Below are 16,428 nucleotides of genomic sequence, written 5' to 3'. Positions count from 1 at the left end.
AATCGGCATCGGCTTCGCCAACATGATGCTCTAAAACCAACACACCCAAACCACAAAGAGTGTGCCCCAAAGAGGGCACACTCTTTTCGTCTCTACACCTGATCGTCTAGCACCCCCGCACATACAGCTAGACGGTCTCGAAACCGCCTTCACAAACCCCCAGGTGATAACGAACACCATGGTCAACACGGAGCTCATCGTCTGGTTCCACAAACACCGAGCTAGACGACCAGCGGAAAACGGCCGGCTAGAACCCCAGGGAACCCCGGGGAACCCCAGGGATCAACCCCCAAACCCCCAACCCCCCCAAAAACAAAACCTAGAACACCTCGACGCGTCCGCCGAGGGACTCCACCTGCTCGAGCTGGCGGACCCAGCCCGGTGCGCCAGGGTGGACGCGCATGACGGGGCGGGAAGAAATCTTCACGGGGGAGACGGACTCGCGGCGGGCGCCTTTGCGGGCGGCCATGCGCAGGTAGGCGCGGTTGCCAGATTCGGCTAGCTGCTTCATGGACGCCGGATCGTCCGCAAGGGAAGCGCGTGCGGCTTGGAGGAGTTCGATGAACTCGTCGAGCACCGGCACGAGCGAGTCGGCGTTGGTTTCGCACATGTTGCGCACGAGTTCGGGTTCCGTACTAGCTACCCGGGTCGCGCCCCTAAAGGATCCGGCGGACAGGGACTGCGAGAGCGTTCCGCCCCGGTCGCCGACCAACGACAGGGCTTCAGCGATGACGTGGGGGAGGTGGGAGACGCGGGCGACGGATTCGTCGTGAAGCGATACGCGCACGGGGACCGCCTCCGCACCGACAACGGATGCGAGCCGGCACACGGTGGTGAACAGGGCAGCCCAGTGGTCGTCGGCAAGGCCTTCGCGCGCGTAGTCATACGTTACGGCCCACGCGGCGCCCTCGAACAGGCCCTCGTGGGAGGCGCTCCAGCCGGAAAACTCGGTGCCCGCCATGGGGTGGCCGCCGACGTAGCGGCCCTGCATGTCGCGCTCGACGATGAGGTCGTACACGCGCTCTTTGACGGATACCACGTCGGTGATGTCGCACGTCGGGGCGAACGAAGCTACCTGGTCCAGCACGGACGCCACTGCCGCCATCGGCACCGCAACCACGATGAGCGCGTTGTCGGCCTCTGCGCGGCGCAGCACTTCTTCCATGTTGTCGGAGACGTCGAAGCCGTCCCGTTGTGCTGCGCGTGCCCCGTGCATGGTGTAGCCGAAGACGCGTTCGTTAGAGATGGTCAGGTCGCGCATGAGCGACCCGCCGATCAGTCCGAGGCCGAGAATGCAGATGGGGGGCAGTTGGTAGGTAGTCACCGCGTTAAGTCTAGTGACACTTTGGCCCGCGCGGACTACGCTTTCGTCCCATGAGTCAGGACTTCACGGACGGGTTTGCCGTCACCGTCGCTCAGGTTGGGGGTTCGTGGCAGGTGCGCGAGTTCCGCGACGATTTCACGGACCTTTCCACCTCCATTGACGCTGTGCGCGGTTTGCGCAGCGAGGGCGCGGCGTTTGCGCTGCTTAATGTGGAGGATGACTATTTGGTTGTGGTGCGTCCGGGCCCGTCGAAGGTGCGTGTGTTGATTTCGGACGCGACGATGGCGGTGGATGATGATTTCGCGGCTGACATCCTCGATGAGGCCGACGTGGACATCCCCGACATCGACCCGGATGAGCTGGACAACGTCGACGGCTGGGCTGATGGTGACTTTGCCATCCTCGCGGACCTGGGCCTGTCGGAGGAGCAGTTGAGCATTTTGCTTGACGACGACGCCGACCCGGCCGATCTCGCCCACACCATCGCCGACGAGTTGGGTTTTGGCGACGAGCTTGCTGATGCCGTCGATTAGCAAACCTGCCCGCCGGGCTGAAGAACGGATGCGGGAGGCGATCGAGGTTGCCCGCACAACCCCGCCGGGCGATGTACCGGTGGGGGCTGTGGTGTTCTCCCCGGAGGGCGAGGTCCTTGGGGTGGGGGTGAACCGCCGGGAGGCGAACAACGATCCGACCGCGCATGCGGAGATGGAGGCCATCCGGCAGGCGTGCGAGGCGTTGGGGAGGTGGAGGCTGGATGGGTGTGAGCTCGTTGTCACGCTGGAGCCCTGCACGATGTGTGCGGGGGCGATCTTGGGGGCGAGGGTGTCGTCGTTAATTTTTGGCGCATGGGAGCCGAAGACGGGTGCGGTGGGTTCGGTGCTGGATGCCATCCGAGACCCGCGGCATCTGCATGTCCCTGAGGTACGCGCCGGCGTGCTGGAGGAAGAAACTGCCAGGTTACTGAGTGATTTCTTTGAAGAGCTGAGGAGTAATTGAATCGTTACCCAAAGTGTTCGGGTTTGTCCCTACACTGGGCGACTGCACCGAATTTCAACGAATAAAGGAGAACATCATGGGTTTGGATGACAAGCTTGATCAGATCAAGGGCCAGGCTAAGGAAGCGGCTGGCGACCTTACCGATAATGAGAAGCTTCAGAACGAGGGCAAGGCCGATCAGCTGATCGGCAGCGCTAAGGAGAAGCTCTCCGAGGCGGGCGACGCTATTAAGGACAAGGCCAACGAGGTTGCAGCCAAGGTTGAGGACAAGGCGGACGAGGTCCGCGACGAAGCTGACCGCTAAATTTGGTTTCTTGGCGGCGCTGCCGTTAATCTAGTCGGCGGTAGCGTGTCCGAGCGGCCGAAGGTACTCGCCTCGAAAGCGAGTGTGGGTAAAACCACCGCGGGTTCAAATCCCGCCGCTACCGCCAAGTGTTAAAGCCCCCGGCAACGGGGGCTTTTTCCGTATCACAGAAGGAACCCTTTGACGTGGCGAAACTGCTGTACAACCTCGGACGTTGGTCCTACCTGCACAAATGGCGGGTGATTGTGGCGTGGCTGCTGCTGTTCGGTGCGACTGCGGGCGGCGCGTTTTCGTTGATGAAGCCGTTTACCTCCGAGTTCGCAATCGAGGGCACACCGGCTATCGACGCGCTGCGCGACATGGAGAAAAACTTCCCCGATGCCGGCAATGTGGCCACAGCCCCTGGCGTGAACTTGGTGTTCGCCGCGCCTGAGGGTCAGCGCCTGGATACGCCCGAGCATATGGCGGCGATGGATGCCACCGTCGGCTATATCCGCGACCATCTCGGGGTGGAGGGGGAGCGCTTCGGCAATCCAGTGACGGTCAACGACGAGTTGCAGCGCATGATCATCGGCCAGATGACTGAGATGGGCATGCCGCGGGAGCGTGCGGAAGCGGATGCGTATCAGTTGCGCATGCTTAGCGACGACGCCCGCATCGCCTACACCACCTTCGAGTTCGATGCTGAGTCGTCGATGTCCGTCGACCAGGCGGACCGCGACGTGGTGAACGAGGCTATGAAAATCGGCCGGGACGCGGGCCTTCAGGTGGAGGCCGGCGGCGCTGGTTTCGGCGAGCCGATTGCCATTAAGACCACCTCTGAGATGGTCGGCCTGGCCGTGGCGTTTTTTGTGCTCGTGGTCACCTTCGGTTCCTTGGCGGCGTCGGTGATCCCGATCATCTCTGCCGTGGTCGGCGTGGGCATCGGCGCGCTGCTGGTGCTGCTGACCACCCACTGGGTGGAACTCAACGACGTCACTCCGGTCCTTGCCGTCATGATCGGCCTGGCCGTGGGCATCGACTACGCCCTGTTCATCCTGTCGCGCTACCGCCAGGAGGCACGCCACCTCCCGCCGGATGAGGCGGCCGGAATGGCTGTCGGCACCGCGGGTTCCTCGGTGGTGTTCGCCGGTGCCACGGTCTTTACCGCGCTGGTCGCCCTGGCACTGGCGCAGATCGAGTTCCTCACCTGGATGGGCCTTGCCGCCGCCGTCACCGTGTTCATCGCCGTGCTCGTCGCGCTGACGCTTGTACCGGCGTTGCTTGGCGCGTTCGGCTCGAAGACCTTCGCGGGCAAGATTCCCGGTCTGGCCGGTAATCCGGGTCCGGGTAAACGTCCGGCGAAGGACCTCGATGAGAATTCGATGGGTAGGCGGTGGGTGCGCTTCGTCGAAAAGGTGCCGGGCCTTGTTATGGCAGTGGTCGTGCTGGGGCTCGGTGCGCTGTCCACTCCGGTGCTTGGCTTGGAGATGTCGCTGCCGTCCGACAGCACCTCCAACTACGACACCACCCAACGCAAGTCCGCAGACCTCATGGCGGAAGGCTTCGGCCCCGGCGTGAACGCCCCACTGCTGCTGGTGGTTGATGCACACAGCGTCAACCCCAACTCGGAGATTCTCCAGCCGTACATGTCAGCGATCCCGGATGAGGCTGGCGGCGACGCCCAAAAGGCAGCGCTCGCGTCCTTCATCTACACCATGGGTGAGATCGGCTCCGTCAACGGCATCGAGCACGCGCAGCTCATCGCAGCTAACGACGACCTCACAGCCGCCCAGATCCTCGCCACCCCAACCGGTGGTCCGGAAGAGGAACGCACCTTGCAAATCGCCCACGGCGTGCGCGACGCGATCAGCCAGGTGGAAGACGCCACGGGTATCGACGTTGGCCTGACCGGCCTGACTGCCGTACAGATGGACATCACCGAAGAACTTGCCAAAGCCATGCCGCTGTACCTCTCCATCGTGGTGGGGCTGGCGATCGTGCTGCTTGTCATCGTGTTCCGCTCCATCATGGTGCCGCTCGTGGCAGGCCTCGGCTTCCTGCTATCCGTCGGCGCCGCCTTCGGCGTGACCGTACTGTTCTTCCAAGAAGGCCTCTGGGGCCTGGTAAACACGCCGACCCCGATCCTGTCCTTCCTGCCGATCTTCCTCATCGGCGTCACCTTCGGCCTGGCCATGGACTACCAAGTCTTCCTGGTCACCCGCATGCGCGAGGCCTACCTGCGCAACCGCGACGGGGACCGGCTGCGCGCCGTGCACGAATCCACCGTGCAAGGCTTCAGGCAAGGCGCGCGCGTGGTCACCGCCGCCGCGATCATCATGATCGCCGTCTTCATCGCCTTCTTGGACCAACCGTTGCCGTTCATCCAAATCTTCGGCTTCGCACTCGGTGTCGCAGTACTGTTCGACGCCTTCTTCATCCGCATGGCCCTCGTCCCCGCCACCATGTTCCTCCTCGGCCGCGCCGCCTGGTGGATGCCAAAATGGCTGGACAAACTCCTCCCCGAGGTCGACGTTGAGGGCACCGAACTAGAAAAGGAACACGCATGACGCAGCAGACGGACACCACCTTCGAGGTCGGCACCCAGTTGGAGCCCGCGCCGGGTAGGCACGGGCGCACCGGTGTCATCCATACCCCGCACGGCTCCATCCAGACCCCTGCGTTCATCCCGGTGGCCACAAAGGCGACGGTGAAAACGCTCACGCCCGAGCAGATCCGCTCCACCGGTGCGCAAGCGATCCTCTCCAACGCCTATCACCTGTACCTGCAGCCAGGGCCCGACATTGTCGACGAGGCCGGCGGCGTCGCCGCCTTCGAAAACTGGCATGGTCCCACCTACACCGATTCCGGCGGCTTCCAGGTGATGAGCCTCGGCGTCGGCTTTAAAAAGGTCCTCGCCATGGACACCGCGGGCCTGACCGAGGGCGACATCCGTGCGGCGAACAAGGATCGCATGGCGCGTGTCGACGACGACGGCGTCGACTTCAAATCCGTCATCGACGGCTCCTCGCACCGTTTCACCCCTGAAGTGTCGATGCAGATCCAGCACCAGCTGGGCGCCGACATCATGTTTGCCTTCGACGAACTGACCACGCTTGTGGATACTCGCGCCTACCAGGAGCATTCCGTCGAGCGCACCCGGCGTTGGGCGCGGCGTTGCCTCATCGAGCACGACCGCCTGACCAAGGTTCGGGCCGACAAGCCACTGCAGTCCCTGTGGGGCGTGGTGCAGGGTGCGCAGTACGAGGACCTGCGCCGCCAGGCTACGCACGGCTTGTTGGATCTTCACCGTGAGGCGCTCGACGAGGGCCGCCGTGGCTTCGGTGGCTTCGGCATCGGTGGCGCCCTGGAGAAGGAAAATCTGGGCACGATCGTCGGCTGGGTGACCGACGAGCTGCCCGTCGACATGCCACGCCACCTGCTGGGCATTTCGGAGCCGGACGACATTTTCACCGCCGTCGAAGCTGGTGCCGACACCTTCGACTGCGTTGCCCCGACGCGCCTCGGCCGCCGCGGCGGCGTGTACACCCTGGACGGCCGCATGAACCTTGCCGGCGCCCGCTTTAAGCGCGACTTCTCCGGGGTGGACGAGGAGTTCGGCGGCTACGTCTCCGAGAACTACTCTCGCGCCTACATCCACCACCTGCTCAAGGCGAAGGAGTTCCTGGCGGGCACGCTGTGCACGATCCACAACCTAGAGTTCATGATCCGCCTCGTGGACAACATCCGCCTTGCCATCGACGCCGGTGATTACGAGGCCTACCGCGACGAGTTCCTCGGCCGCTATTACGCCGGGAAGTAGGGGATATGTAGTCGCGCGGGCAGCTTAGGGGCAAACCCGAACTCGGCCCGATGACCAGTCAAACGCCCTCTGGGACACTCATGTGCTCGATCTAGCAAGCAGGGTGAGTTCGGGTTTGCCCCTAAGCTGTGATTTGCGGGTCTAGGGTTGGAGCGATTTTGGGGAAACTTCGAGCCGCATCCGGCTAAAGTGAATCGCATTGGGGATTGGGGGATAGTTTGGCTGAACCAACTTGGAGTATTGAGGTTTTTGACGGTGGGAATTTTGCTCGTTTCTACAGTCGGTTGGATGAAGCGGAGCGCACTGTCGTAGAGGTAGCGATTGAGCATGTGCTCGCACCGTTGGGCATCGATATCTGTGCCAGCGAGTGGGGAAAGAATTTAGGGCAGGGTCTTTTCGAACTACGAATACGACGTGACATCGAGACGATCTTGCGCGAATTTGGTGCAGCGGAAAGGGTTGGCGAAGTTCCAAAGCGGTGGAGGCGGAAACGGGTGCTAATTCGTGTCTATTGCACTTTCTATGGTCAGCGAATCGTTTTGTTGCTCGGTGGATACAACAAGTTGCGCGATCCAAGTCGAAAGCAGGAGCAGAAGGAAATTCGTGCAGCGCGCTCCGTTTTGTCTGCGTGGAAAAGAGAGTAAATACGTCTTGCTGATATGAGGTTAAACACATAAACTTGCTGCTGGTTACCTATTAAGCGGAGCGTGGGGGTGAACAAATGGCCACTACAAAGTTTGAAGACTTCATCCAGCCATATCGAGAATCGGAATCGCCAGCAGCCGAGGTAATTCGTGATGCGGCAACGCGAGCGTTTGCTGCGGAACTTGCAGAGCGTAAAGCGGTAGGTGCTGCACTTGCGTCGGCCCGGCATGATCGCGGCGCAACTCAGCAATCTGTTGCTGATGCTGCCGGAATTCAACAGGCTGAACTGAGTCGCATAGAAAATGGAGTTGGGAATCCGACGGTAGAAACGCTGCTTAAGGTTCTAGCTGCGCTGGATTTGCGCTTGGCCTTCACACCGGCTCGTAAGGGACGGAACTGAGAAAAACTTTCGCCGAGCACATCGTGAACTCCCAAGGGCAACTCCGCATGTTATTGAGGATCCCATCTTCTTGGACTCCAGAGCGTCACAGCTCGTTCAGATGGCAGATCACGTTGCGTGGAGTGCGAATTCGTCCTTAATGAAAGTGCCCAAACACAAGTTCGCCCACAATTGGTACAGCGAGTGCCTCGCTCCGCGTGATCCTTCCAGGGGGCCACGCGAGTTAGATTAGAAACAGCTAGACCCCCTTGGTCCACACGTGTGGAGGGGGTCTGCATTAGCAACAGTACAGGTTTCGGAGCCCTGTGGGTTACGCGCTCTCGTCGGCGATGCGCTGCTCGGCGCGGCGCACGGCTGCGATCGTCGGGTAGGTGATCGGCAGCAGCACGACCTCCATGAGGGTCTTCCACAGGAACCCAACAACGACGTAGTTGATAAACGTGCTCGCGGAATCGACGCCGATCACGCTCGCGGCGATGGTGCAGAACAGCAGCGTATCCGCGAATTCGCCGACGATGGTGGAGCCGATCAGGCGCGCCCAGAGGTGGTCGGTGCCAAAGCGGTCCTTCATCTTCTGCAGCACCCACGCGTTGAGCAGTTGGCCCACCACGTATCCGGCGAGCGAGGCCGCGACGATGCGTGGCAGCAAGCCCAGGACTGCGGCGAAGGTGTCTTGCATGTCGTAGAACTCGGCGGCGGGCAGCCAGATGGCGATGTAGAACGTTGCCACGGCAAGCACAGCGATGAAGAATCCGGTGAACACGGCGCGGCGTGCGGCTTTGAACCCGTAGACCTCGGCGATGACGTCGCCGATGACATAGGAGATGGGGAAGAGGAAGAAGGCTCCGTCGGTGACCAGTGGCCCGATGACCACGCCTTTTTGTGCCGTGATGTTCGAGATCAGGAACACTGCGCAGAACACTGCGAGCAGGTACGGGTATGGGGAGCGGGATACGCGCGGTGACATGCGCAATATCATTGCACACATGTCTGTTTTCCACGGTCCTGCTGGTCGTTATGCGCCGAGTCCGAGCGGCGATCTCCACTTTGGCAATTTGCGTACGGCGGTGTTGGCGTGGCTGTTTGCTCGCCAAAGCGGCCGGAAGTTCTTTTTGCGTGTGGAGGATATTGATTCGGAGCGTTCATCCGCGGAGTCGGCGCTGCGCCAGATTGAGGACTTGGAGGCGCTCGGCCTCGACTTCGATCCTCCGGTGCTCTACCAGCACGATCGCGGGGACGCGTATGCAGATGCGCTGGCTCGCCTGGATACGTATGAGTGTTATTGCACGCGCCGGGATATCCGGGAGGCGGCGTCGGCGCCGCATGCGCAGCCGGGGATGTATCCGGGGACGTGCCGTGATCTCACGGAGGAGCAGCGTGCTTTACGACGACGCGACCTCGCCGACGAGGGCCGCCTCCCCGCAATCCGTCTGCGGGCCCACGTGCGTGAGTGGACGGTTGAGGATTTCTACCACGGTGCCTACACGGGGCCGGTTGATGATGTGATTTTGAAGCGCGGCGGGCGTGTGGATCAGGCACAGGCGGGGGATTGGGCGTACAACTTGGCGGTCGTTGTGGACGACGGTTTTCAGGGGGTGGATCAGGTTGTGCGCGGCGACGATTTGTTGTTTTCTGCCCCGGCACAAGCATATTTGGCTGATCAACTTTCTCTCGTGACGCCTTTTTATATTCACGTTCCGCTTGTGGTGGGGCCAGGGGGTCGTCGATTAGCAAAGCGCGATGGTGCTGTCACCTTGCGGGAGATGTTGGCCGATAAACGTCAGTCCGACATTGTGCGTGATATTGCCGGGTCGCTCGGATATGGCCAGGTAGATAGCGTGAATGGTTTGTTGGATGTGTTCGAACCGTCACAACTGTCGCGCGACCCATGGACGTGGGAATCTTTGTAATTGCTGTGTTTTAGTGAAGTATAACCTGTTTTTTATATGTTAAAACTCTTGCGGTCGGTCTGAAGCTCACTCATATTTGGAGGAAGGTCACGTGGCTGCGTTTGGGGACGCACCACTGGGCAACGAACCTCTAAGGAGACTTCATGATTTCGAAGAAGATTGCTGCGAGCACCGTTGCGCTTGCCCTCGGCGCTTCGGCTGTTGTCGCCCCGCAAGCAACCGCGCTGCCAGAAGAATTCACAAGCCCTCCGGGTCGGACCGCGAACCCACAGCAGGGCGCATGTGCTGTTGTGCTGGATCAGAACATCACCACGGTGAACCCTGGCGTGGCGCTGAAGACAACCCAAAACGGGGTCAGCGTGGGTGTTGGCCTCGACGAGGTAGACAACGCTTTCGTGCCGTGGGTGAGCGTAAGCGCTGACAGTGAGCGGGTGTTTCAATCCGGCACGGCGTTCATCGTTGTTGAAAACGTAGGTACGCAGGATGCAACCCACTCCTACAAGCTTGAAGCTCTGAAGAAGGGCTCCGTTGAGATCAAGCGCAAGGGCAATGAGCCCGTTGAGATGCTTGATGTCAACGAGGTTGCGCTGATTGATCAGGAGTCCTTTTCGCTGAAGCGTGATCAGAAGCGCACGGCCGTTGTGAAGCTGGCTGTGGACAGCAATCAGCAGGCGCAGACGTGGGCTTGGAGGGTCAATAATCCGACGATCTTGGCGGCTGAGAAGACCCGCGTCAGCCCAACTGTGCAGATTGAAGTCGCCCCGTGGGTATTTGAGACCGATGACTGCGCGCCAATTGTTGCTTCTGAGCAGCAGTCCCAGGCGATCATCGCGGACGGCAACGAGTACGACACCGGCATCACGGTGGCCAATGCGGAGAACGACTACCAACGTTTGACCGGCAACGTTTCCATCGCTGGCAAGAAGATCGAGGGTGCCAAGGTGCGTGTCGACGACACCGGCAAGGTCTACGTCACCCTCCCCAAGGGCGCGACCGGTTCGGTTGATGACGACAAGGCGGCGAAGGTTGATGTGGAAATCATCGCGAACCCTCGCGAGACCACCAAGGACGAGGATTTCGACGCCTACAAGAACCCACAGGTACTGCGCGTTGCAACCGAGGACGGCGTTGTTGATCAGGACACGCCGAAGTTCACCGGTTCCGTCCCCGTTGCCAAGTTTGCTCCCGCCTACAACACGCCGAACACGGTCAAGCCGGGTAGCTCCGTTGATGTCGCGTTGAAGGCACAGCCTGGCGACGTCCGCGGCACCGCCGTCGACGCCACCTACACCGTCGTCGACGCACCGGAAGGGTGGACCGCCGAACCAGCCAAGGACGGCACGCTGAAGGTCACCGCCCCGAAGGGCGCGAAGCACGGCGATACCGCCACGTTCACCGTGGACGTCACCTACGCCGACGGCTCCAAGGACACCATCGACACGGTGGTGACGGTGCGCGAGACCGACGCAAACCTGAACACCCCGGGCTACGGCGAGACCTACGGCAAGGTCGGGGTGGAGGTCAGCCTCGAGCAGAACAACAAGAACCTGCCGGACGGCTCCACCTTCACCATCACCCCGGGCCAGGACTTGGGCGATTGGGTGCCGAAGGTTGATCCGACAACCGGCACGATCACCGTCACCATCCCGGGCTCCGCAAAGCCTGGCGACGTGAAGACGATCCTGGTCGACGTGACCTACCCGGACGGTTCTGTGGGTAAGAACGTTCCGGCGAAGGTCATCGTCCACGGTGCCCCGGAGTACCCGGAGGTAGAGAAGACCCCGGGCCAGAACGCCACCTTGAAGCCGAAGAAGGACGACGTGCCGGGTGGTTCCACCTACGAGATCACCCCGGGTCAGGATCTTGAGGAGTGGAACCCGCAGATCGACGCCAAGACTGGCGACATCACGGTCACCGTGCCGAAGACCGCGAAGGATGGCGACGAGAAGATCATCAACGTCACCGTCACCTACCCGAGCGGCAAGACCGACGTCGTGCCGGCAAAGGTCACGGTGAAGGTCCCGGAGACCCAGCCGGGCAACGGCACCGACAACACCACCCCAGGCGACAACAACACCACCACCGTGATCGTTGTCTACCCGGGCCAGAAGACGGAGGTTCCGCCGCCGAACGGTTCGGACGAATGGAAGATCCCGGACAACCCGAAGATCCCGGAGGGTTGGAAGGTCGAGGTCAACCCAAGCACGGGCAACCTGACCATCACCCCGCCAGCCGACGTGAAGCCGGGCACCAACATCACCATCCCGGTGGAGGTGAAGACGCCGGACGGCAAGACCACGATCGTCGAGATCCCGGTCAAGACCGACAACGGTTCCATCCCGAACGACCCGGGCCAGAAGCAGCCGCAGAATCTGGTGTCTGACCAGGGATCCTCGGAGAACATCAAGAAGTGCTTCGACAGCATGTCGTCCGAGAACAACCCACTGCTGTGGCTGGTTCCGCTCGGCCTGCTGATCGCCATCGGCGCACCGCTGGCCGGCCCGCTCGGCGCCGAGCTGAGCAAGGCAGCAGCGAACGTGTCGGAGAAAATGAACATCCCGAATCCGCTCGAGCAGTTCGGCCTCGGCGGCGAGACCAACCGCCGCCCGCAGCCGGAGTGGATGCGTCAGATCCAGGTTGAGGCTGACCGTCTGCAGCAGCAGTTCGGCCCGGAGGTCACCCAGGCAGCAGCCATCGGTTTGTCCCTGGCTGGTCTGGCAGCAGGCATTGGCATCCTCGCCGCCCTGTGCAAGGACGGCGAACTGCCGGAGTGGGCCCAGAGCTCCAAGTCAGACGCGAAGGGTTCCTCCGACAAGGGCGAAGACAAGGGCGAGGACAAGAGCGACGGTAAGGAGACCGAGGAAACCGCCTAACCCTTCTCTTCCGAACACCGTAAAAGGCTGATGCCAGTTCGCACTCGAAACTGGCGTCAGCCTTTTGCGCATTTCTGCCCGGCACGCGCAGCGCGGCGGGATTACGATTTACACCATGCTGCGGGAAAACGAAGTCATTATCCGGCAAACCAAAATCTTCGGCCGCAACGAGTTCGCGATCGAAGCACCCACCGGACAACCGCTTGGCACGGCACGGCAAACGAAGCTCAACATGAAAGACGTGCTGAGCCGGGCCTCGCGCCAAGTCGACGTGTTCGACGCAGGCGGCACGCACCTTATCAGCATCGAAGACCCGATCGACCTCATCCGCGACAGCTACACCGTGCGTCTAGTCACGCCCGCGATGGAGCTGGCGCGGCTGACATCGCGGTTCAAGCTCATGGGCTCAAAATTCGACCTCGACATCGCAGGGTTTCCCGAGGTGCAAGTCGAAGGCAAGGTGTTCAACCGCAACTACACGCTCACATCGCAGGGCCGCCCGATCGCGCACGTGGTCGCGGAATACAAAGGCTTCGGGCGCGAACTGACCGGCAAGTCGGACTACCGGGTGCAATTCGAGCCGGAGCTGAGCGAACGCCAGCACGCTGCGATCCTCGGTGTGGTCATCGCGATCGACATGTGGCGGGTCAAGCGCCGCCAACAATCCAGCTAGACACAAACAGCGCTAGACACAAACAAAGCCCCCGCACGTGACGGGGGCTGAACGCGAAATCCGGGGTGGGTTACGCGTCGGAGTCGGTGGAGCGGCCGGCCAGGCGGGCGTCGATACGCAACAGGCCCGAGCCGTCCTTGCCAACAAGCTTGAGCTGGTCGACGATCTCGCTCACGGTCGACTCTTCCTCAATCTGCTCCTCCAGGAACCAGTTGAGCAGCGGGCGGGACTCGAGGTCGCCGACCTCATCGGCCAGGCGAGTGATCTGGCGGATCTGTTCGGAAACCTTCTTCTCGTGCGCAAGAGCAGCCTCAAACGCGTCGAGCGGGGTCTTGATCTCAGGCGCGTCGATTTCAATGTTGTGCGGCTTGACGTGCTCGCCACGGTCGATGAGGTGCTGGGCGAACTTCTGCGCGTGGTCGCACTCCTCAGATGCCTGCGCGGCGAACCACTCGCTCAGGCCCGGGAAGGACAGGGCGTCCATCTCGTTGGCCAGGTAGCGGTAGATGTAGGCGGCACCGTACTCTTCGGTGACTTGCTGGTTGATTGCTTCGTAAAGCTTTGCGTCGATCATGCACGCGAGTATACAGCAGCCCAGATTGGAGCGGAAGAGTAAAAGAGCTATAAGCTCGGGCACCGTGCCCCAGGGATCGAACTTCTCCGCAAAGCGTGTCACCGCCACGCTGAACCGCCTGCGCGCGCACCCCGAAATCGCAGGCCAACAGGCATGGCTGCGGGGGATCGCGGCGCACTCGAACGCGTTGCGGCCCGACCTTGCGCCGGTGGTGGAATCCTACCTGGGGGTCGAGCCGCTGGCAGAAGATGTGTTCGAAAACATGACCATCGGGGAGATCGCGGTTTGTTACGAGGCGTTCCTGGCGCTCAGCGACAGTAAGGCGCGCAAGGATGCGGGCCAGTACTTCACGCCCGACGACGCCGCCGCTTTCATGGCCCAGCACGTCAACCGTTTCCCGGAGGGCACGTGGGTGGACCCGTGCTGCGGCACTGGGGTGCTCGCGTGGCATCTTGCGCGGAAGGTTGATGGGGATGTGGGGGGCTTCGTCGCAAAGCAATTGATCCTGGTGGACATCGACCCAGTCGCGCTGCGCACCGCGGTGGTGCTGCTGTCGCACTTCCTCGCGCCGGGCGACACGGCGGGCTTTGAGGCGCTCGCCGCGCGTTGTGTGGTGGCCGATTTTCTTCACGACGACATCCCCGCCCACGACTTTGTCATCATGAACCCGCCGTACGCCTCCACCGCGCGCGACGACACGTTCGCTACCGCCGCCACCCGCGACCTGTTTGCCTATTTCATGGAGCGCGTCGCCACCACCAGCCGCGGCTTCATCGCGGTCACGCCCGCGTCATATCTGGGCGCGCCGAAGTTCGCAGGGCTGCGATTGCTTATCGACGACCACCTCACCGGCGGCGACATCACCGTCTTCGACAACGTCCCCGACACCCTGTTTCGCGGCTACAAGTTCGGCTCGTCGAACACGTCGAAAACCAACTTTGTGCGCGCCGCCGTCACCGTGTGCCCGCCGGGGGAGACCGCGTGGCGGGTAACGCCGATCTTGCGATGGCGTGCGGCATCAAGGGCAGCCTTGCTGGCAAAAGCACCGCACCTGCTCGCCCCACGGCAGATCGGACCAGGAGGGGAGTGGCTGAAAATCCACCCCGACCACCAGGACATCTGGCAGCAGATGCAGAGGTGGGAGCGCACCATCGCCGACCTTGTCGTACCTGGCCCGACGGAGTTTTCGCTCACCGTAGCAACCACCCCGCGCTACTACATCTCCGCCGCGTTCGGGGAGTTGAGCAGGCGCTCGAAGCAGGTGCTGCACTTCGCCACCGCACACGACCGTGACCTCGCGGCGGTGACGCTGAACTCGTCCGCGCCGTATTTGTGGTGGCGCTGGCACGACGGCGGCGTAAGCCTCACCCGTCGCGTGCTCATGTCCGTGCCGGTGCCCGACATCGAGCCTGTGCTTATTAGCGACATCCGCGCCTCCGAACGCGACAACCTAGTCACCAAACTCAACGCCGGCATTGTCAACGAAAACGTTAAGCACCCCTTCGCCCTTGTGGAGCGGCTCAACCGCGTGGTGTTCGGGCGTGACGTGGACGTGGCGGCGGCGTACGCGCAGGACCTCACGCAAGTGCCGTAAGCAAATAATCCGTGCCGCGCGCGAGTGCCATGTCCATCTCGTACTTCGGCTTGCGCGGCGACCCGTCCTGCTGGCGGCCCTGGTTGAAGACTTTGATGATGCCGCGGGCGATGGCGTCGCTAATAGATGCAGTGTCCGGGAAGTAGTACGCCTCGATGCTGGTCACCGTGTGCGCGACCTTGAGCTTGCGCGAGTTCGGCTTGCGTTCCTTGACCACCTTGCCGCGCTTGGCCATGTGCCAGCGGTAAAACGCGTCCTCGTCGGTGTAATCCGGCACCGTGTTGACCACGATGAAACCGACCCCGTCCTGTGCTGCGGCGAGGTCCACCGAGTACTGGTCGTTGAGCGGGGTGCGGTCCGCCTTGCCGTCGCTGGAATGCACCTTCAAATCCCACGTGCGGGTGCCTTGGTAGTCGAACTCCGTGTGGCCGATGGTCACCGGCCCGCCCTTGAACTTCTTGGCGTAGAACGGCAGGACCTTGAACTCGGCGTACCAGGCGAACCATTCCGTTTGGTTCCGGTTGCGGTACTCCGCCGCGAACATCTCCTCCACGCACGTGCGTCCGTCGAACGGCACCGTGTCCCAGTCGGTGTCCGCCCGCAGACCGAGCGCCTCCGCAGCACCGGCGACGAGCGCGTTGGCCTCCAGCAATGGAGAGGCGAAATCCTCCGCGCCCGTAAACCGGCGCGTGGCCAGGTGCAGCAGATTATTCAGCCCGTTGAGCGTGATCGTGTAGCCCGACGAGTAATCGCGCGACCCCCACGTCCCGCCCAACTGCCCCGCCAGCCAGCGGCCGAGTTCGATCTTGGTTGCATCCTCCGGCGCGTTGGCGGCATCGATCGCACGCGCCAGGTTCACCAGCACCGACTTGCGCTCTTTTGAGCCCGGACCGAGCGTCTCCGGGCCCGAATCGGTCAGCGCGCTAATGCGGTTGACCGCCTCCAACTTGTTCTTCGCCGGGGTGAAGTCGTCCGACGAGAGCTTGCTAAACGACGACACCCCCGACCCACGGGTGCGAGACTTCTGGGCGGTGAAGTGGTCGTCGACAATTGCACGCAGCGTCGCCGCCCGACCATCCACACCGGAGCCCAGGATGTACTGGGCGAAGTTGTCGAAGATGCTGTCCGCGATCTCCTCGGCAGTCCACGCGTCCTCGTACGGCACGTCGAGTTCCTCGGCGGCGGCAAGGGCGATCGCGCGCGGGATCATGCCCGCATCCGCAACCGTGTAACGGCCGATACCCAGCAGGTCAGCGAGTTGATCGAGCGCAGTATGTGCAGTGTTCGCAGCGGTGGTCACGGGTTAAGGCTCAAAAAGTGTGTCTGGTTGGGC

At 62.1% G+C, this 16,428-nt stretch carries 16 protein-coding genes and 1 tRNA gene; 13 read left to right on the top strand and 4 right to left on the bottom strand.

What is annotated here, in order from left to right; translation table 11 throughout:
* Nucleotides 1–319 precede the first annotated feature (319 nt).
* On the bottom strand, nt 320–1,324 hold the full coding sequence (locus HMPREF2734_RS04265) for a prephenate dehydrogenase (protein WP_070421604.1): 1,005 nt from the start codon (nt 1,322–1,324) through the stop codon (nt 320–322).
* Between the two features lie 50 nt (nt 1,325–1,374).
* On the opposite strand from HMPREF2734_RS04265, the gene HMPREF2734_RS04260 reads away from it, so the two are divergent.
* The 9 genes from HMPREF2734_RS04260 to HMPREF2734_RS12370 all read left to right on the top strand — a co-directional run bounded on the left by HMPREF2734_RS04260 (nt 1,375) and on the right by HMPREF2734_RS12370 (nt 7,703).
* Complete coding sequence (locus tag HMPREF2734_RS04260) at nt 1,375–1,857, top strand: tRNA adenosine deaminase-associated protein (protein WP_070421603.1); 483 nt, start codon at nt 1,375–1,377, stop codon at nt 1,855–1,857.
* On the top strand, nt 1,844–2,320 hold the full coding sequence (locus HMPREF2734_RS04255; RefSeq protein WP_246816779.1) for a nucleoside deaminase: 477 nt from the start codon (nt 1,844–1,846) through the stop codon (nt 2,318–2,320). Before HMPREF2734_RS04260 ends, HMPREF2734_RS04255 begins: the two co-directional genes overlap by 14 nt.
* A gap of 76 nt (nt 2,321–2,396) precedes the next feature.
* Nucleotides 2,397–2,624, top strand: a complete 228-nt coding sequence (locus HMPREF2734_RS04250; RefSeq protein ID WP_070421601.1) for a CsbD family protein — start codon at nt 2,397–2,399, stop codon at nt 2,622–2,624.
* A 39-nt stretch (nt 2,625–2,663) separates the two neighbouring features.
* Nucleotides 2,664–2,751: transfer RNA gene (locus tag HMPREF2734_RS04245), tRNA-Ser, on the top strand.
* A 58-nt stretch (nt 2,752–2,809) separates the two neighbouring features.
* Nucleotides 2,810–5,173 carry an MMPL family transporter gene (locus HMPREF2734_RS04240; RefSeq protein ID WP_070569514.1) on the top strand — a complete coding sequence of 788 codons (2,364 nt, stop codon included), beginning with the start codon at nt 2,810–2,812 and terminating at the stop codon, nt 5,171–5,173.
* The gene (tgt, locus tag HMPREF2734_RS04235) at nt 5,170–6,426 is read left to right on the top strand and encodes a tRNA guanosine(34) transglycosylase Tgt (protein ID WP_070569511.1); all 1,257 of its coding nucleotides are present in this window, start codon (nt 5,170–5,172) and stop codon (nt 6,424–6,426) included. The genes HMPREF2734_RS04240 and tgt overlap by 4 nt, the downstream gene beginning before the upstream one ends.
* 218 nt (nt 6,427–6,644) lie before the next feature.
* On the top strand, nt 6,645–7,070 hold the full coding sequence (locus tag HMPREF2734_RS11750; RefSeq protein WP_141739354.1) for a hypothetical protein: 426 nt from the start codon (nt 6,645–6,647) through the stop codon (nt 7,068–7,070).
* 77 nt (nt 7,071–7,147) lie between these two features.
* Nucleotides 7,148–7,471, top strand: a complete 324-nt coding sequence (locus HMPREF2734_RS11535) for a helix-turn-helix domain-containing protein (protein ID WP_083279335.1) — start codon at nt 7,148–7,150, stop codon at nt 7,469–7,471.
* Nucleotides 7,419–7,703: a DUF3800 domain-containing protein gene (locus HMPREF2734_RS12370; protein ID WP_141750422.1), complete on the top strand. Its 285-nt coding sequence runs from the start codon at nt 7,419–7,421 to the stop codon at nt 7,701–7,703. Before HMPREF2734_RS11535 ends, HMPREF2734_RS12370 begins: the two co-directional genes overlap by 53 nt.
* A 78-nt stretch (nt 7,704–7,781) precedes the next feature.
* Here HMPREF2734_RS12370 and HMPREF2734_RS04230 read toward each other — a convergent pair whose 3' ends face one another.
* On the bottom strand, nt 7,782–8,438 hold the full coding sequence (locus HMPREF2734_RS04230) for a queuosine precursor transporter (RefSeq protein WP_070569508.1): 657 nt from the start codon (nt 8,436–8,438) through the stop codon (nt 7,782–7,784).
* A gap of 19 nt (nt 8,439–8,457) precedes the next feature.
* Here HMPREF2734_RS04230 and gluQRS point away from each other — a divergent pair, with 19 nt between their 5' ends.
* The 3 genes from gluQRS (at nt 8,458) to HMPREF2734_RS04215 (ending at nt 12,927) form a co-directional block, all read left to right on the top strand.
* Nucleotides 8,458–9,381, top strand: coding sequence for a tRNA glutamyl-Q(34) synthetase GluQRS (gluQRS, locus tag HMPREF2734_RS04225; protein ID WP_070569517.1), 924 nt, complete (start codon nt 8,458–8,460; stop codon nt 9,379–9,381).
* 143 nt (nt 9,382–9,524) lie between these two features.
* Entirely contained in the window at nt 9,525–12,254 is a 2,730-nt protein-coding gene (locus tag HMPREF2734_RS04220; RefSeq protein ID WP_070569505.1) for a YPDG domain-containing protein, read from the top strand.
* A gap of 115 nt (nt 12,255–12,369) precedes the next feature.
* Complete coding sequence (locus HMPREF2734_RS04215) at nt 12,370–12,927, top strand: LURP-one-related/scramblase family protein (RefSeq protein ID WP_070421596.1); 558 nt, start codon at nt 12,370–12,372, stop codon at nt 12,925–12,927.
* Between the two features lie 70 nt (nt 12,928–12,997).
* On the opposite strand, the gene HMPREF2734_RS04210 is transcribed toward HMPREF2734_RS04215, so the two are convergent.
* Complete coding sequence (locus HMPREF2734_RS04210) at nt 12,998–13,498, bottom strand: ferritin (RefSeq protein WP_180952355.1); 501 nt, start codon at nt 13,496–13,498, stop codon at nt 12,998–13,000.
* A 67-nt stretch (nt 13,499–13,565) separates the two neighbouring features.
* Between HMPREF2734_RS04210 and HMPREF2734_RS04205 the strand changes: the two genes are divergently transcribed.
* Entirely contained in the window at nt 13,566–15,095 is a 1,530-nt protein-coding gene (locus HMPREF2734_RS04205; RefSeq protein WP_070569502.1) for an N-6 DNA methylase, read from the top strand.
* Here the strand turns inward: HMPREF2734_RS04205 and HMPREF2734_RS04200 are convergent.
* Nucleotides 15,079–16,395: a hypothetical protein gene (locus HMPREF2734_RS04200; protein WP_070569499.1), complete on the bottom strand. Its 1,317-nt coding sequence runs from the start codon at nt 16,393–16,395 to the stop codon at nt 15,079–15,081. The two genes, HMPREF2734_RS04205 and HMPREF2734_RS04200, sit on opposite strands and share 17 nt — an antisense overlap.
* Nucleotides 16,396–16,428 lie beyond the last annotated feature (33 nt).

The organism is Corynebacterium sp. HMSC055D05, from assembly GCF_001810365.1.
In the GTDB taxonomy this organism is placed as follows: Bacteria; Actinomycetota; Actinomycetes; order Mycobacteriales; family Mycobacteriaceae; genus Corynebacterium; species Corynebacterium coyleae.
Note: the sequence above shows the minus strand (reverse complement) of the source record. Positions and strands in the feature narration are given on the sequence as shown.

Coding starts and splice junctions, on each gene's coding strand:
- HMPREF2734_RS04260 (WP_070421603.1), top strand. CDS start 1,375: ATGAGTCAGGACTTCACGGACGGGTTTGCCGTCACCGTCGCTCAGGTT.
- HMPREF2734_RS04255 (WP_246816779.1), top strand. CDS start 1,844: ATGCCGTCGATTAGCAAACCTGCCCGCCGGGCTGAAGAACGGATGCGG.
- HMPREF2734_RS04250 (WP_070421601.1), top strand. CDS start 2,397: ATGGGTTTGGATGACAAGCTTGATCAGATCAAGGGCCAGGCTAAGGAA.
- tgt (WP_070569511.1), top strand. CDS start 5,170: ATGACGCAGCAGACGGACACCACCTTCGAGGTCGGCACCCAGTTGGAG.
- HMPREF2734_RS11535 (WP_083279335.1), top strand. CDS start 7,148: ATGGCCACTACAAAGTTTGAAGACTTCATCCAGCCATATCGAGAATCG.
- HMPREF2734_RS04230 (WP_070569508.1), bottom strand. CDS start 8,438: ATGTCACCGCGCGTATCCCGCTCCCCATACCCGTACCTGCTCGCAGTG.
- gluQRS (WP_070569517.1), top strand. CDS start 8,458: ATGTCTGTTTTCCACGGTCCTGCTGGTCGTTATGCGCCGAGTCCGAGC.
- HMPREF2734_RS04220 (WP_070569505.1), top strand. CDS start 9,525: ATGATTTCGAAGAAGATTGCTGCGAGCACCGTTGCGCTTGCCCTCGGC.
- HMPREF2734_RS04215 (WP_070421596.1), top strand. CDS start 12,370: ATGCTGCGGGAAAACGAAGTCATTATCCGGCAAACCAAAATCTTCGGC.